Raw genomic sequence first — 15,008 nt, forward strand, 5'->3', positions numbered from 1 at the left:
GCCCCCGCAACCAAGTCATGTATGCAAACGCTAGCCGCCCTGGTTCAACCAGGGCGGCTTTTTGCGTTTAACTCAGGCGGCGAAGCTCAGCTGCGCTAACGAGCTTTGGTGGGAGTTGACGGGCGATTTCAGAGCAAGTTGCTCACGCTTGGCCCAATGGTCATTACTTCCGCGATTGGTATTTTTAGGCAGTGTCAGCCCGGGCTGATGCCGCAAGGGCGAAGCGGGCCCGTGTCTTTGGCGGCCGAAGGGAATTGCCCGCCGGCAGAAGCAGGGACGGTTTTGAATTCCGGTTGAACAGCGCGGAAGCGGGACCGGGGTGGGGATCGGTCAGGACGCCCGGGCAATTGGGTGCGGTCGTGCCTCTCCTTTCGACGGATGGCGCAAAACCAAGTGACGATTGGCGCCGAGAAAGCGGAAGGGAAACGCCGGCGCCTACCAAAAAGTGATTGAGATATGAATTGCACGCATGAGGGGTATTTTATAAGTCGGAACTAGAGTTCTTTTGCGCGTATTGAAAGTTCCAAGTCACCTATTTCTAAAATATTCACACATATAATTGGCTGAATATTATGTCGGAAACTCGTTGGTATGCAAGTAACAGCGCGGAGTCGAGTCTTATTCGATGCTGCTGCATCTCGCTTTCCCTTGTGAGCTTCGTGCAGGCATTCATGGGTGCTGCATTACCTTTTATCAGAGAGGATTTAACTCTTTCGACCACACTGGTGGCTTGTCACTTTTCATTATACACCTTCGGTTGACTGTCCTCTGGTTGCACTGTGTCGGTCATCTTGCGCCTGATAGGGGCCGACAGGGTCGTTCTGATGTTTGCTTTCGGACTGGTTGGATTCGCAGTCGCCCTCGTCCTTTCGAATTCCGTCCTGCTGACGCTGCCTCTGTCTTATTGCATCGGCGTGAGCGGCGGGAAGACGCAAGCTGTCACGCAAACCTGGATCGGTATGCTGGAGGGCAAGATCCGGGGGATCGGCCTGTCGATCGAACTGGGGATGCTGGCCGCAGTCGATGCATTCATGAAATCATCGTCCTTGACCAGAGTTATTCGGGAGATATGGCCTCCGAGGTGGAGTTGACCATGGCGCTGAACGACTTATGAGGAATCGCAGATGAGCTTGTGGAGAACGACGGATTCAAGGGTCGCTTATCAGAACAAGTGGATACGCGTCGTCGAGGAGACCTTTGAGAGACCGGATGGCACGACCGGCTTGTATGGCGTTGTGAAGACGAAAGGCGGGGTCGGTGTCGTCGCAAGCGATTCAGCGGGCAGGATCGTGCTTGTCGCACAATATCGATATCCAGCTTCGGTCAACTCTCTGGAAATACCGAAAGGTGCGTTCGACCAATTCAATGGCACGGAATCCGCAGTCGAAGCCGCTCAACGTGAGCTCAAGGAGGAAACCGGTATCGCCGCAGGCAACTGGCTGGAACTTGCAACCGTCCATACCTTGTTGGGATATTCGGACGACACGGTCCATCTGTTCGCCGCGAATGACATCGTTGAAGGAGAGAGGAACCTTGACGATGAGGAGAGGATTGAGGTCGTAAGGCTGACATTTGAAGAAGCCGTTCGGGCAATCAATGATGAAATTGTGATTCAGGGGATTGAATATCGAATAACGGATGCCACAACCATTTCGGCTCTGTTTATGGCTCGCAATGCCAACATGGTTTAGGGCTACCCGAACTCGTTTGCCCCCGGAGTTTTCCTATTTAAAGTGAATGCGGCTGAAGTAACATCAATCAGAACGAAGTTAGAGAAGAGAGACGTCGTGTCCCGCCGGTGAGGGCGGGACACTGTTGGTTTTCTTTCGTCTGTCAGGCCTTGCCCATCGCCGGGTCGGCGTTGGCGGCCATCATGTGATGCTTTGCGTCGACGGGTTTCACCAGGAAATTGGAGATCAGAGCGATCACCAAAAGGCCCGCCATCGCATACATGGTGGAGTTGTAGAGGCTCGGCGTCGGATCGACGGTGCCGGCCGGAGCGATTTCCATCAGGCCGGCTATGGTGACCGTCTTGGCGGCAACCAGGCTATCGAGCTGGTCGAGGCCAGCGCCGAACTTGGCCTGGAACGCCGCCGGATCGACCTTGGCCGCGAGTGCCTTGACCGAATTGCCGATCGAGATGTCACGCAACTTCGTGATGGCGAGCGGTCCGAGCACGCCGGCCGTGCTCCAGGCCGTCAGCAGGCGTCCGTGGATGCCACCGACATACTTGGTGCCGAAGATATCCGCGAGATAGGCCGGGATCGTCGCGAAGCCGCCGCCATACATCGTGAAGATGATCATGGTGGCGCCGTAGAACATGACGAGCCAGGTGACGGCTGGGTTCACGGAAACCTGCTGGGCCGCGAAGGGGATGGACAGATACAGCAGGATGCCGAGGACGAAGAAGCAGTGATAGGTGTTCTTGCGGCCGATATAGTCGGAGGTCGAGGCCCAGAAGAAGCGGCCGACCATGTTGAAGACCGAGATCATGAACACATAACTCGCAGCGAAGGCGGAATTCACGACCAACGGCAAGGTTGTGCCGAAGATTTCCGTCATCATCGTCTTGGCGACGCCGATCACGCCAATGCCGGCGGTGACGTTGAAGCAGAGCACGATCCACAGGAGCCAGAACTGCGGCGTCTTCAGGGCCTGGTCGATATGGACGTTCGCCTGGGTGATCATCTTGCGCGAGGCGGCTTCCGGCGCCGGCGGCGCCCAGTTGGCCGGCTTCCAGCCTTCCCGCGGAACGCGGTAGGAGAAGGCGGCGATAATCATGACGATGAAATAGGCGATGCCGAGCGTGAAGAAGGTGCCGGCCGCGCCGGTATTGCCGGTGCCGACCAAATAGACCCCTTCCTGCAGCGGCACGGGAGCCGCAGCCAGCTGCTTGGCGGAGGCGACGACGACCTCGATCATCTGCCCGTTGACGTCGGCAAAGCGCTTGCCGCCTTCGGTGACCAGATTGACCGCGCCCTCGGCTCCCAGGAACTGCGGCGCCTTGTAGTACAGGCCGAGCAGCCATTCCTTGATCGGGGTTGCGATCATCGCGCCGCCGCCGAAACCCATGATGGCCATGCCGGTCGCCATGCCGCGCCGGTCTGGGAACCAGCGGATAAGCGTCGAGACAGGCGATACGTAGCCGAGGCCGAGGCCGCAGCCGCCGATCACCCCGTAGCCGAGATAGACCAGCCAGAGTTGGTGCGTCGCGATGCCGAGGCCGCCAATGATGAAGCCGCCGCCCCAGCAGAGCGCGGCGACCACGCCGACCATGCGCGGGCCGACTTCCTCAAGCCATTTGCCGGCGAAGGCGGCGGAGAGCCCGAGGAATACGATTGCCACGGAAAAGATCCAGACGACGGATGAGAGGCTCCAGTCCTCCGGTGCGGCGGCAACCACGCCGAATTGCTTGATCAGCGGTGGATTGAAGATGCTCCACGCATAGACCGAGCCGATGCAAAGATGGATGGCGATGGATGCTGGCGGCACCTTCCACCGGTTGAAATCGTCGCTGGCGACGATGTGTTCCTTTTTCAGACTGTCGAACATTCATATCCTCCCGAGAGCGCCTCCTGGGCGCTGAAGACGGCCGATGGAACGCGTCGGTTCACGCTTTCCGGCCCGGCCGTCGCGACATCCTCCCTGTCGCTGGCAAGGATCTGTTAGGCAATGGGCATGCCACGCTGGTTGTGCGCCGCACTCATATGGGAAACGCGGGAGTTTCGGGTTGCGCCCGATCGGATGAGGGGGAGGGCAAATGGTACAAATTGTACCGTGTGGTACATTTTGTCTCAGTTGTATGTCGGAGCCGCCGGAAGCCAGAGACGAAATGTCGTTCCGATGGCGGGAGCGGTTTCCACGTTGATCGCACCACCCGCACTGTTGACCAGCATATGTGTGATCGACAGGCCCAATCCGGTGCCGGCGCCTCGTTTCGTTGTGTAGAACGGATCAAAGATGCGGGCCGACACTTCCGGCGGCATGCCGGTGCCGGTGTCCTGAACGACGATCGCGACTCCCTCTACGCCGTTATGAGCTTCGTCGCGGCAGGAAAAGGCGAGCGTGCCGCCTCCCGGCATGGCATGTATGGCGTTCACCATCAGGTTGACGAGGACCTGCTGGAACTCCGTCCGGCTGATGCGAACGCGGTGCTTGGAGGCGAACTCGCGTTTCACCTCGATGGCGTTTTTCCGAAGCATGTGGCGGACCAGCGGCAGGCAGTCGAGGAACACCTCGGCGGGGGCGCTCGTTTCCTCCGACCCGGAAAACTCATCGGGGCGCGCGAACTGCAGGAGCTTCGTGACGATCTGGTTCACACGCTCGGTCTGCTCGTCGATCAGGCGGAATTCGGTCGCCGCATCCTTCGCCTTGTCGCCGACGATGTCGCGCAGCACCTCCAGGTTGCCCTGGATGACGGCAATCGGATTGTTGATTTCGTGTGCCACACCGGCGGTGATTTCACCGATTGCGGCGAGTTTTTCCGACATCACCAGTTGCTTCGTCGTGTTTTCGAGTTGCCGGTTTGCCTCCCGCAATTCGGCGGTGCGCTCTTCCACCCGTGCGTTCAGCTCGTCGTTCCATTCGCGAAGGCGACGGTCGCGTTCCTGAACCTGGGTCAGCAGACCGTCGAGATGGCTGGCGACCTGGGAAATCTCGTCTCCCCGGTCCGGTATGCCGGTCCTGGCTTCCAGGTTGCCGGCTTCAACCGTGTTGATCGTGTCGGCCATGCGTTCGAGCGGGCGGAAGATGCCGCCGGCCCATTTCAGGAACAGCGGAATGCTGAGCGCCGCCACGGCGATGAAGGTGCCGATGACAGCGGCAATGGTAATGTATTTCGTCTGGACGAAGGGTGTTTCCAGAAAACCCACATAGAGCATGCCCACACGTTCGCCGTGACTGTCGACGATCGGCTCGTAGGCCGAGATGTACCAGTCGTTGACGACGAAAGCCCGGGCGAGCCAGACATGTCCCTCGCCAAGGACCGCGTCGCGTACCTCCGCAGATACGCGGGTCCCCAGCGCCCGCCGCCCTTCGAACAGGCGCACATTCGTCGAGATGCGGATGTCATCGAGAAACAGGGTCGCCGTGCCCTGGCTACCCTCCGGCAGGCTGCCCGACTGGTAGACGAGGTCGTTGATGGTATCGATGAATTCGAGGTTCCGGTTGAGCAGGATGCCGCCTGCAAGGATGAGCTTCCTGCCTTCGCCGAGAATGACTGGACTGGCCGCGTGAACGACCATGCCGTCGCTGTTCTGTTCGGCACTGGTCGGGGCTGCGTTCGCCGTTGCGATCAGCTCGAGGGAGGCGCGTTCGGCAAGCTGCGGTGAGATGGCAGCCAGTTCTACATTTGTGAATATGTCGACCGCCGCATTGGGCAAGCCGCCTGCGGCCCTTGAAAGGACTGGCTTCGACAAATCCACCCTGTCCGGCGCCATGCCATCCGCCGCCGCCAGGACGGCTCCGTTTTCCTCGATGACATAGAGGAAGTCGAGCTTCAGTCCGCGGCGCTTTTCTTCCAGGAGGCCGGGGAGGCCTTCGAGCGGTTTTCCGGATACCGAGGCCTGAAACGCCGCCGACTCTCCCAGAGCGCTGATGTGCTCGCTGGTATTTTCGAGAATTCGGCTGAAATATTGATGGGCGACAGTCAGATCGCTACGCACCTTCGAGTTCAGCACGCCGTCGAACTTGGCGTTCCAGCGCAGCATCGTCACGCCAAGCAGCAGGGGAATGATGACGAGCGTTGGTAGCAGGGCAATGGCAAGAAGCCTGTAGCGGACGGAGAGACGCCGCTTTCCGCCAGGAGTGGAAACTGCGGGCGCGGCGGCCTCGGCGCGCGATGTCATCCCCGTTCCCACTGCGCAAGCTTGCGCTCTACCGTCTTTCGCGAGATTCCGAGCCGGCGGGCGGCTTCGGAGCGATTGCCGTCGCACTCCTCCAGCGTCCTGAGGATATGACGCCGCTCCAGATCGTCCATCGTATCGCCCGCATCTGCGTCATACAGAACCGGAGACGGCCGGATTTTGGGGAACTGGCCGAGGATAAGCGAGCGCTCGATCAGGTTACGCAATTCGCGGACATTGCCCGGCCAACCGTAGCTGCGGAACGACTGCCTGGCATCTTCGGTCAGGGCAAGCTTCGGCGTGCCGAGCTGAAGGGCAAGCTTCTGCAGGAAGAGCTCCGCAAGTTCGATGACATCGTCACCGCGATCCTTCAGGCGCGGCATGTCTATGCGCATCACGTTTATGCGATAATACAGATCTGCACGGAACCGCCCCTCGGCAACGAGGCTTTCGAGATCGGCATTCGTGGCGAAGACGAAGCGCAGGTCGACCGACGCTTCGCGCTCCGAGCCGACCGGCCGCACCTTGCGGTCTTCCAGCGCCCGCAACAGCTTGCTTTGCGTCTGAAGCGGCAATTCTCCGATCTCGTCCAGGAAAAGCGTGCCGCCATGCGCATGCAGGAACAGGCCCTCCCTGCCGTCTGTCGCCCCGGTGAAGGCGCCACGCACATGCCCGAACAGTTCCGCCTCGATCATTTCGGAAGGGATGGCGGCGCAGTTGACCGGCACGAACGACTTGGTCGCGCGATCCGAAAGCGCATGGAGGGAGCGGGCGGCAACCTCCTTTCCCGAGCCGGAGGGGCCGCAAATGAGCACCGATGTCGGAAGCGGCGCAACTCTTGCGATGGTGGACCGCACGGACTGGATACCGGGCGAGTTACCGATAAGCCGGTCACGCAGCAAAAGGTGGTCTGACGCTGCCTGCAACTCGTGGCGGAGGACGAAGTTTTCCCGTTGCAGGCTGCGCCGTTCCAGGCAACGGGATATGGCATTGAGGATCTGATTGGAGCGAAAGGGCTTCAGCACGAAGTCCATTGCGCCGGCGCGCAGGGCCTGGATCGCGGTTTCGAGGTCGGCATAGGCGGTCATCAGGATGACGTCGCTGAAAAAGCCGATGGCGCGTTGTTCCTCCAGCCATTCCAGACCGTTCTTGCCCGGCATGATGTTGTCGAGGATGACGATATCGTAGCGGTTCTCGTCGATCAGCGCCGCTGCATGCGCAACGTCGGCGGCTTCGTCGACCCGGGCACATCGGGCCTGCAGCGTGCGCTTCAGGAAATTGCGCATCCCGGGCTCGTCATCGACGATCAGGATCGAGGATCGCTGGAGCAGCGGGCCGAACTCGGCCGCAGTCTCCACCTTCCCCGGATATTCGCTGGCCCTCGCGGTATCGGCCATGCCGTCCTCCCTACCGCTTTTGATAGAGGGTCACCATGAGGGCGGCAGGCATGTCAAGTCTCGGAGAATATGACGAAACGTTATGTTCTGAAGCGGGTGCTGGCCCGGGTCAGTCAGGCGTTGCGGCTGTGAATACAGGCGTGGTCCCGGGAAAAATGGCCGCTGCGGGGTTGCGTTACCCCGCCATAGCAACGAACAAGGCCACAATGGGCAGGCGGTGTTATGATGACCGCTCGATCAAGGGAGGCGGATAGTGGCTGCGACGACGCCGATTTGCGATTTCGGATGGAAGGCACAGGATGCTACATTGTCGGCAACCGACGGCCGCGACTATTCCATAAAGGCATGTGCGGGAGAAAAGGGGCTGGTTGTCGCCTTCATCTGCAATCACTGTCCCTACGTCCTGGGCGTGATAGACAGGCTGGTGGAAGATGCCGCGAAGCTGAGGCAATCGGGCATAGGCTTCGTTGCCATCTGCTCTAACGATGCCACGGCCTATCCGGAGGATTCCTTCGGCCGGATGAAGGTGTTTGCCGAGGAATACGGATTCACCTTTCCCTATCTGCACGATGAAACCCAGGCAGTCGCCCGGGCTTACGGCGCCGTCTGCACGCCCGATTTCTTCGGGTTCAACGCGGCAGGGGAACTGCAATATCGCGGCCGCCTGGATGCCTACCGCAAGGATGACCGTCCGGCGGAGGGCCGCAGCGACCTCGTTGATGCGATGGTGCAGATTGCCGAGACGGGGAAGGGGCCGGCAGAACAGTTCCCCTCCATGGGCTGCTCGATCAAGTGGCGCTGAGACGGGTCGGCGCGCCGGCCGTCAATGCGATTGGTTTGATTTTGTAAGACGATTCTGGACAGAGAAGGCGCCGAGTCATGCGTACGCTGGAAGCATTCCTCAAGGCATCGGAAGACGGCAGTTCGGCAAGGCGCCATGTGACCGAGGCGATCGGGCAATTCGCGCTGGCGGCGATCAAGGTGCGCGACGCCATCAATGAAGGAGCGCTCGGCGACGCCTTCGCCTCGACGCTCGGGCCGTCGCACGAGGCCGGCGACGAGCAGAAGGAGCTCGACGTCTTCGCCGACGAGGCTTTTCTCGCGGCGGCAAAGGAAGCGGGAATCGCCTATTACGCCTCCGAGGAACTGGAGCATCCGATCGAGGTCGATCCTGCCGCCGAGATCGCAATCGCCATCGATCCTCTGGACGGGTCGTCGAATATCGACACCAATGCCTCGATCGGCACGATCTTTTCGATCCTGCCGTCGGTTGGCGGGGAAAGGGAGACTTTTTGCCAGGCGGGCAGCCGGCAGCTTGCCGCCGGTTTCTTCATCTATGGACCTCAGCTCGCTCTGGCGCTGACGCTCGGCAATGGCACGCATATCTTCGTCTATTCCCGGCGGCGTGGCGTGTTTATCGAAGCCTATGCGGATTTGAAGGTTCCGTCGGAAACCCGGGAATTCGCGATCAATATCTCCAATTTTCGTCATTGGGGGGCGCATCTTCAGGCTTATGTGGAGGATTGCCTTGCCGGCGCCACGGGTCCAAGGGCCAAGGATTTCAACATGCGCTGGCTTGCCTCGCTGGTGGCCGACGCCTACCGCATCCTGATCCGCGGCGGCGTCTTTCTCTATCCATCCGATAGCCGCAAAGGTTACGCGGACGGGCGCCTGCGTCTCGTCTATGAGGCGAGCCCGATCGCGTTCCTGATCGAACAGGCTGGGGGCGCGGCGATCAACGGCGAGGTTCGGGTGCTCGACCTGACGCCTGAAAGCCTGCACCAGCGGACCGCCTTCATCTTCGGCTCAGCCGGCGAGGTGACCCGGGTCGAAGGCTATTTCGCGCGACCGGCGACCCATTCCGATGCTCCGAGCATCCTTGCCCCGTCCTTGAAAGGCGCCTGAAAGCGCCGCTGCCATTCGCTCGACAAGCATCTGCCCTATCTTTCCTGCCAAGAGATTGTGGGAGGAAAGGCATGATCGAGCGTCTGACCAGTTTCCCCGACTATGTCGTGGCGGTGCGGGCCAGCGGCGAAGTGACCCGTAGCGACTATCTCCAGACGGTGGTACCAGCCGCCGAAATGGCCATGGAGAAGCACGCCAAGGTGCGGGTCTTCATGGAGATCGATGAAGATGCGGACCCGAGCTTGGGCATGATCATGGAAGATGCCGTTTTCGCTACCCGCCATCTGATGAGCTGGGGGCGGATCGCCATCGTTTCGGACGCCGGTTGGGTCAAGCGCGCCTATGCCTTCCTGAGACCGATCCTGCCCTTCGAGATGAAGCTGTTTTCCAAGGGCGAGGCGAATGCCGCCCGGATATGGATCACCGAGGACGCGACGACGGACAACGGCTGACCGGCATCGACCGATCAGGCCCGCCTATCCCGCGACCGCAGGGGCTCTTCCCGCAGCCTGTCCACCCGATGGGCGCAGCACCTTGTTTGCCATCGCGCCTTGAAACGAAGCCCTACGGCGCAGGTCCGGAGTGTGTCTCAAATGCCGGGCCTGATGCAGGGCGCTTGCCAACGCCCGACATTTGACGTAAGTCGTATACCAATAGAATTGAAATATTAGTATTAGAAGATCGCGACGCTTCTGTGGGAGGAACAGACGCGCCGTATCCATGGGAGGAACCGATGAATCGATCCATCAAGACACTCGGAATCTGCCTGGCCCTTGCGGCTGGCCTGAGCTTGAGCATGCCTGCATTTGCAGCCACCACCCTTCGGATCGGAACCGTACTGGCGCCGAACGACCCGATGGGGCAGGGGCTTGAGAAGTTCAAGGCAGAAGTCGAGAAGGCGACGAATGGCGAAGTCCTGGTGCAGGTCTTCCATAACTCCCAGCTTGGCGACACCACGGAAATGATCGACCAGGCCCGGGCCGGGGCGAATGTCGGAACGGTTACCGACGTCGCCCGCCTTTCGAGCTTCGTGCCGTCGCTGGCGATCATGTCGGCACCGTTCCTCTTCGATACCTATGAGCAGGCCGACAAGTTCGCCCTCTCCGAGCAGTATCTCGCCTGGGGAGACGAGCTGAAGGAGAAATCCGGCCTCGTGATGCTCGCTTCCAACTGGTATCAGGGCCCGCGTCATGCGCTGACTCAGAAGCCGGTTTCATCGCCGGCCGACCTGAAGGGCGTCCGCATGCGGACGATCGGCGCTCCGATCTGGATCGAGACCATCCGCGCCATGGGTGCCGAACCGACCCCGATCGCCTGGGGCGAAGTGTACTCGGCCCTGCAGCTCGGTTCGATCGACGCGGCCGAAGCCCAGCCCACCGCCATCAAGGGCGCGAAGCTCTACGAAGTGATCAAGCATGTGACCAAGACCGGCCATATCCAGCTTGTCACCGCGCTTGTCGTTTCCGCCGATGCCTGGGACCAGATCTCGCCGGAAAACCAGAAGATCGTGCGCGACCTGGCGGTGGAAAACGGCCGTTACGCATCGCAACTGACGATCGACCTCGGCGAACAGGCGCTTGCGGATGTGGCCGCAAACGGTGTCACTATCTCGGAAGTCGACCTTGCGCCGTTCAAGGAGGCGGTGTCCGGGGTGTACGGGTTGCTGGAGCTCGAAGCCGAGGCTGCCGTCGTCAACGAAGTGCTCGGGCGCTAGGTCCGGCTCGCAGTCCCGTGGCGCAGGCAGATTGGGCAGGGCGAACCCCATGTTGAGACGTGTTGAACTTGCCTGCGCCGCGCTCTTGCTTGCGGCGGTGGTGATCCTGGTCGGAGTCGCTTCCGTCGCACGGGCATTCGGATCGCCCATCATCTGGTCGATCGAGATCGCCCAGTTGCTGTTTCTCTGGCTGTGCATCCTGGCCATCGACCTGGCGTTTCAGGAAGACCGGCATTTCGGCATCAGCCTGATCCTCGACAATCTGTCTCCGGCTGGCCGGAAGGTCATGGAGATCATCAATCTCGCCGTGATCATCGGGCTGCTTGCCTATCTGATGCAGTATGCCTGGAAAAACATGATCCTCATGCATCCCCGTCTCGACGGCGCGCTTCAGACGCCGGGCTCCTATTTCCATGCCAGCATGGTTGTCGGTTTCGCCCTGCTGATCCGCACGCTGCTGGTGAAGTTCATTGCCCGCATTCGCGAAAGGGCTGACATCTGATGCTGCTTCTCATCGCGGGCCTGTTCGTTCTCTTCCTGCTGAGCGGCATGCCGGTCGCCTTCGCGCTGGCGCTTGCATCGTTCCCGGTCTTCGTGCTCACCGGCACGATGCCGCCGACGGTCGCCATCCAGAAGATGGTGACCGCCACGCAAAGCTTCCCGTTGCTCGCCGTCCCGTTCTTCATTTTCGCCGGCAACCTGATGAACTCGACCGGCATCACCGAGCGCCTGATCAGGTTCGCCCGTCTCCTGACGGGCTGGCTGGCCGGCGGCCTGGGGCAGGTTTCCATCGCGCTCAGCCTGATGATGGGCGGCATATCCGGGTCGGCCGTCGCCGACGCCTCGATGGAGGCGCGCCTGCTCGGCCCCAGCATGATCGCCAAAGGCGGATACTCGAAGGCTGCGACCGCGGCGGTGCTTGCCTTCGGCTCGATCATCACCGCAACGATCCCGCCGAGCATTGGCCTGATCCTGTTCGGCTTCATCAACGAAGTGTCGATAGGGCGGCTGTTCCTGGCGGGGATCGTGCCCGGCATCCTGCTGACGCTGACCCTGATGGTGACGGCATGGATCGTCGCGAAAAGAAACGGCTACGCGCCGGACCTCGCCACGCCTCCAACGTTTCGCCAGCTTTGGGAAAGCTTCAGGGAAAGCATCTGGGCTCTCGCCTTTCCCGTCATCCTGATCGTCGGCTTCCGGTTCGGCTTCTTCACGGCTACAGAAGCCGGCGCCTTCCTGGTGTTCTACACACTGTTCGTCGGCTTCTTCGTCTATCGGGAGCTGAACTTTGCGAACCTCTACGAAGCAATGAAAGGGTCGATCTCGGATCTGGGCATGGTGATGCTCTTGATCATGATGGCGGCCGTGCTCGGCTATGCCGTCACCATCGAGCAGGGGCCGCAGCGGATCGCGGCAACGGTGACCGCGCTCACCAGCGAACCGGTCGTGATCCTGACCCTCGTTCTCCTGCTCCTGCTACTGAGCGGGATGTTCCTGGAAGGCGCCGCCAATATCCTTCTCGTGACGCCGATCGTACTGCCCGTGTTGATCCAGGCCGGCTACGATCCGATCCACATGGGCATTCTGATCGTAACGCTGATCAACATAGGAGGCCTCACGCCGCCCGTCGGCGTCATCATGTTCACCGTTTGCGGAATCCTCGACGTCAAGACCGGCGAATTCTCGAAGGCTTCGATGCCTTATTTTGCCGCGCTGCTCGTGTTCCTGGTCATGCTGGTCGCCTTTCCGGCGCTTTCCCTTTTCGTTCCCGGCCATCTGATGTAGGCGTTCAGGATTCCGCACCGCGAGGATGCTTGTCGATGAATGTAAGTTCCCTGTCCGAAGCTTTGGTGAAGGCGTCCTACGATCTAACGGGGCCTGTTCAGCCGGGCTCGGCGGCCGGACGGGTCTATGCAAAGCTCAGGGAACTCATCACGTCGCTGGATCTGCCGCCGGACACGGTGCTGTCCCGCGCGAAGATCGCCAAGGAGCATGACGTCAGCCAGTCGCCGGTTCGCGAGGCCATCCAGGAACTGGAGAAGGAAGGCCTCATCGTCTCCTATCCCCAGTCGAAGACCCTGGTCACCAAGATCGACGTCGAGCACGCGCGCGAGACGCAGTTCCTGCGCCTGGGCGTCGAACTGGAGGTCGCGAAGTCCATCGCAAGGAAAGGCAATCCGGACGCCCTGCTGCCGTCCCAGCGGATCCTCAGGATGCAGAAACTGGCGGGCGAGGATCGCGATATCCCGGAATTCAACGCGCTCGATCGCCTGTTCCACCTCTCGCTGTTTCAGGCGGCAGGCGTGCCCTCGCTGTGGCATCTGATCGCCGGCCGCTCGGGCCATATCGACCGGCTGCGGCATCTCAACCTGCCGGACCCCGGCAAGATGGCCGACGTGCTGAGCGCGCATGAGCGCATCCTGGCGGCGATTTCGGAGGGAAACCTCGCGGATGTTGAGGAACAGGTCCGGGCGCATCTTTCCGGCACCCTCGCCTCCGTCGGCGCGATCATGAAATCGCATCCGGAATATTTCGCCTAGAGCCTATCCCGTTAAATCCGGATCGGATTTGGCGACAAGGATATGCTCAAAGCATTGATTCTGAGGCGATTTCTTATCGACCGGATGATCCCGTCCGGTCGATAAGCGCTCGAGCCGAATACTGAGCTGTTCGCCCGCTCTGTGGCTCCATCTCGGGGATGCGATTCTCAGCCCACTAGCCGCCCTATCCTGATCGCTTTTTCAAACTTATCCCCCCTCGCTGTCGCTTCACTAGGATCTATCCGTGTATGAGCGAGCAGAGAGAACCTCAATGAATCAAAGCTATGCACATGGCAGATCTATGCCGCGGGAGATAGTTCCGCTTGAGGCGAAGGTCACTCGGGATTTTCTCGAAAAAGTAATTATCGATTACCTTATCGTCCACAAGGGAAAGCTCGGTGACTTCGATTTTTTGAAGACAGTATCCAGTGGGAGGGTCCTGTTCGTTGGAGAAGGCAATCTGAGCTTCTCTTTATCGCTGGCGAAATTGAAGCCCGCTGCAACACGGGATTTTGTCGCAACGACTTTTGAGTCATTTCGAAAGCTCTCTCCGGCGGCACTTCAAAACGCGGGTTACCTTGCTAGGGCGGGTGCGAAAGTTCTCTACGGCATTGATGCAACGCAGCTTGAACAGCATTTCGGCGTAGCGAAATTCCATACAATCATTTTCAATTTCCCAAACGTCGCAAGCCGTTCGCCCATCTATGGCCGCAACCCAAACCATATTCTGGCCCGTAGATTTCTGCGTAGTGCTGCAAAGCAACTGGGGCGTGGTGGGCTTGTCGTGATGACAGTCGTCGATAGCTCATTCTACGCGGGAGCGTTCAACCTGCCTGCGGCAGCGCGATTCGCGGGCTTTGACGAGCCCAAAATTCACGAATTCAAGCCGTCCCGATTTCCGGGGTATATGCACGCCAATACACTGGGCGGTCAAAGCGCATTGGCCAGGTACCGCGAGTTCAGCACCTGGGTATTCAGGTTGTCGTGACCCGACGAAAATCGACTGCTATCATTGGCAAAATTGCCGAATGAGACATTACCGATGCTGCCGCCCGCTGCTTTTTACCTGCTCGACTATATTAGCCATTCTGATGAATCTGCCCTGCTTGCCCGGATCGACAGTTTGCCCTGGCGTGGTGACCTGAAACGGCGCGTCCAGCACTACGGCTATCGCTATGACTACAAGGCGCGGCGTGTTACCCACGACTCCTATCTCGGCCCGTTGCCCAACTGGCTGAATTTTCTCACCGATCGGCTTAGGGTCGAAGGTGTATTCAGCGCTGTTCCCGATCAGGTGATTGTCAACGAGTATCTCCCGGGCCAAGGCATCGCCGCACATGTGGATTGTGAGCCTTGCTTTGGCAACACCATCGCTTCTCTCAGTCTCGGCTCGGCCAGCATGATGGAATTTTCGAGCGTTCATTCCGGGGAAGCTACGTCCTGCTACCTTCAACCGAGAAGCCTGCTCATTTTACGAGACGAAGCGCGCTTCGATTGGAAACACGGTATCCCCGCCCGAAAGTCAGACCTTGTCGGTGGAGAGCGATATGTCCGCGGGCGCCGAGTGTCGCTGACATTTCGTACCATTGAGTTGGCTCGTTAACGACCA

Annotated in this window: 14 protein-coding genes; 11 read left to right on the top strand and 3 right to left on the bottom strand. The window is 60.0% G+C overall.

The genetic code is table 11. The annotated features are described in order from the left end of the window. Positions 1–824: 824 nt before the first annotated feature. Both H2509_RS00850 and H2509_RS00855 read left to right on the top strand, forming a co-directional pair. Positions 825–1,091, top strand: a complete 267-nt coding sequence (locus H2509_RS00850) for a hypothetical protein (RefSeq protein WP_182161337.1) — start codon at positions 825–827, stop codon at positions 1,089–1,091. 33 nt (positions 1,092–1,124) lie between these two features. Beyond that, positions 1,125–1,691, top strand: coding sequence for an NUDIX domain-containing protein (locus H2509_RS00855; protein ID WP_182161339.1), 567 nt, complete (start codon positions 1,125–1,127; stop codon positions 1,689–1,691). Positions 1,692–1,833: 142 nt separating this feature from the next. Here the strand turns inward: H2509_RS00855 and H2509_RS00860 are convergent, their stop codons facing one another. The 3 genes from H2509_RS00860 to H2509_RS00870 form a co-directional block, all read right to left on the bottom strand. Beyond that, positions 1,834–3,552 carry an OFA family MFS transporter gene (locus H2509_RS00860; protein WP_182161341.1) on the bottom strand — a complete coding sequence of 573 codons (1,719 nt, stop codon included), beginning with the start codon at positions 3,550–3,552 and terminating at the stop codon, positions 1,834–1,836. A 242-nt stretch (positions 3,553–3,794) separates the two neighbouring features. After that, on the bottom strand, positions 3,795–5,846 hold the full coding sequence (locus H2509_RS00865) for a sensor histidine kinase (protein WP_182161343.1): 2,052 nt from the start codon (positions 5,844–5,846) through the stop codon (positions 3,795–3,797). Beyond that, complete coding sequence (locus tag H2509_RS00870) at positions 5,843–7,240, bottom strand: sigma-54-dependent transcriptional regulator (RefSeq protein WP_182161345.1); 1,398 nt, start codon at positions 7,238–7,240, stop codon at positions 5,843–5,845. Before H2509_RS00870 ends, H2509_RS00865 begins: the two co-directional genes overlap by 4 nt. A 253-nt stretch (positions 7,241–7,493) precedes the next feature. On the opposite strand from H2509_RS00870, the gene H2509_RS00875 reads away from it, so the two are divergent. The 9 genes from H2509_RS00875 to H2509_RS00915 all read left to right on the top strand — a co-directional run bounded on the left by H2509_RS00875 (position 7,494) and on the right by H2509_RS00915 (position 15,002). Beyond that, on the top strand, positions 7,494–8,042 hold the full coding sequence (locus H2509_RS00875) for a thioredoxin family protein (protein ID WP_182161347.1): 549 nt from the start codon (positions 7,494–7,496) through the stop codon (positions 8,040–8,042). A 77-nt stretch (positions 8,043–8,119) separates the two neighbouring features. Continuing rightward, the gene (locus H2509_RS00880) at positions 8,120–9,145 is read left to right on the top strand and encodes a class 1 fructose-bisphosphatase (protein ID WP_182161349.1); all 1,026 of its coding nucleotides are present in this window, start codon (positions 8,120–8,122) and stop codon (positions 9,143–9,145) included. Between the two features lie 71 nt (positions 9,146–9,216). Continuing rightward, positions 9,217–9,597 (top strand): SpoIIAA family protein, encoded by a 381-nt coding sequence (locus H2509_RS00885; protein ID WP_182161351.1) that lies wholly within the window; start codon positions 9,217–9,219, stop codon positions 9,595–9,597. Positions 9,598–9,941: 344 nt separating this feature from the next. Next, positions 9,942–10,859, top strand: a complete 918-nt coding sequence (locus H2509_RS00890) for a C4-dicarboxylate TRAP transporter substrate-binding protein (protein ID WP_209001723.1) — start codon at positions 9,942–9,944, stop codon at positions 10,857–10,859. A 49-nt stretch (positions 10,860–10,908) separates the two neighbouring features. Beyond that, positions 10,909–11,361, top strand: a complete 453-nt coding sequence (locus tag H2509_RS00895; RefSeq protein ID WP_182161355.1) for a TRAP transporter small permease — start codon at positions 10,909–10,911, stop codon at positions 11,359–11,361. Then, the gene (locus tag H2509_RS00900) at positions 11,361–12,644 is read left to right on the top strand and encodes a TRAP transporter large permease (protein WP_182161357.1); all 1,284 of its coding nucleotides are present in this window, start codon (positions 11,361–11,363) and stop codon (positions 12,642–12,644) included. The genes H2509_RS00895 and H2509_RS00900 overlap by 1 nt, the downstream gene beginning before the upstream one ends. Before the next feature lie 35 nt (positions 12,645–12,679). Next, entirely contained in the window at positions 12,680–13,399 is a 720-nt protein-coding gene (locus tag H2509_RS00905; protein ID WP_182161359.1) for a GntR family transcriptional regulator, read from the top strand. A gap of 271 nt (positions 13,400–13,670) precedes the next feature. After that, a complete protein-coding gene (locus tag H2509_RS00910) occupies positions 13,671–14,387 on the top strand; it encodes a class I SAM-dependent methyltransferase (protein WP_182161361.1) in 717 nt (238 codons plus the stop codon). A gap of 54 nt (positions 14,388–14,441) precedes the next feature. Then, positions 14,442–15,002, top strand: coding sequence for an alpha-ketoglutarate-dependent dioxygenase AlkB (locus H2509_RS00915; RefSeq protein WP_182161363.1), 561 nt, complete (start codon positions 14,442–14,444; stop codon positions 15,000–15,002). The last annotated feature ends 6 nt before the right edge of the window (positions 15,003–15,008 follow it).

Origin of the sequence: Stappia albiluteola, assembly GCF_014050225.1 — a bacterium.
Classification (GTDB): domain Bacteria; phylum Pseudomonadota; class Alphaproteobacteria; order Rhizobiales; family Stappiaceae; genus Hongsoonwoonella; species Hongsoonwoonella albiluteola.

Coding starts and splice junctions, on each gene's coding strand:
- H2509_RS00890 (WP_209001723.1), top strand. CDS start 9,942: ATGCCTGCATTTGCAGCCACCACCCTTCGGATCGGAACCGTACTGGCG.
- H2509_RS00905 (WP_182161359.1), top strand. CDS start 12,680: ATGAATGTAAGTTCCCTGTCCGAAGCTTTGGTGAAGGCGTCCTACGAT.
- H2509_RS00850 (WP_182161337.1), top strand. CDS start 825: ATGTTTGCTTTCGGACTGGTTGGATTCGCAGTCGCCCTCGTCCTTTCG.
- H2509_RS00880 (WP_182161349.1), top strand. CDS start 8,120: ATGCGTACGCTGGAAGCATTCCTCAAGGCATCGGAAGACGGCAGTTCG.
- H2509_RS00885 (WP_182161351.1), top strand. CDS start 9,217: ATGATCGAGCGTCTGACCAGTTTCCCCGACTATGTCGTGGCGGTGCGG.
- H2509_RS00900 (WP_182161357.1), top strand. CDS start 11,361: ATGCTGCTTCTCATCGCGGGCCTGTTCGTTCTCTTCCTGCTGAGCGGC.
- H2509_RS00860 (WP_182161341.1), bottom strand. CDS start 3,552: ATGTTCGACAGTCTGAAAAAGGAACACATCGTCGCCAGCGACGATTTC.
- H2509_RS00910 (WP_182161361.1), top strand. CDS start 13,671: ATGAATCAAAGCTATGCACATGGCAGATCTATGCCGCGGGAGATAGTT.
- H2509_RS00895 (WP_182161355.1), top strand. CDS start 10,909: ATGTTGAGACGTGTTGAACTTGCCTGCGCCGCGCTCTTGCTTGCGGCG.
- H2509_RS00855 (WP_182161339.1), top strand. CDS start 1,125: ATGAGCTTGTGGAGAACGACGGATTCAAGGGTCGCTTATCAGAACAAG.
- H2509_RS00865 (WP_182161343.1), bottom strand. CDS start 5,846: ATGACATCGCGCGCCGAGGCCGCCGCGCCCGCAGTTTCCACTCCTGGC.
- H2509_RS00870 (WP_182161345.1), bottom strand. CDS start 7,240: ATGGCCGATACCGCGAGGGCCAGCGAATATCCGGGGAAGGTGGAGACT.
- H2509_RS00915 (WP_182161363.1), top strand. CDS start 14,442: ATGCTGCCGCCCGCTGCTTTTTACCTGCTCGACTATATTAGCCATTCT.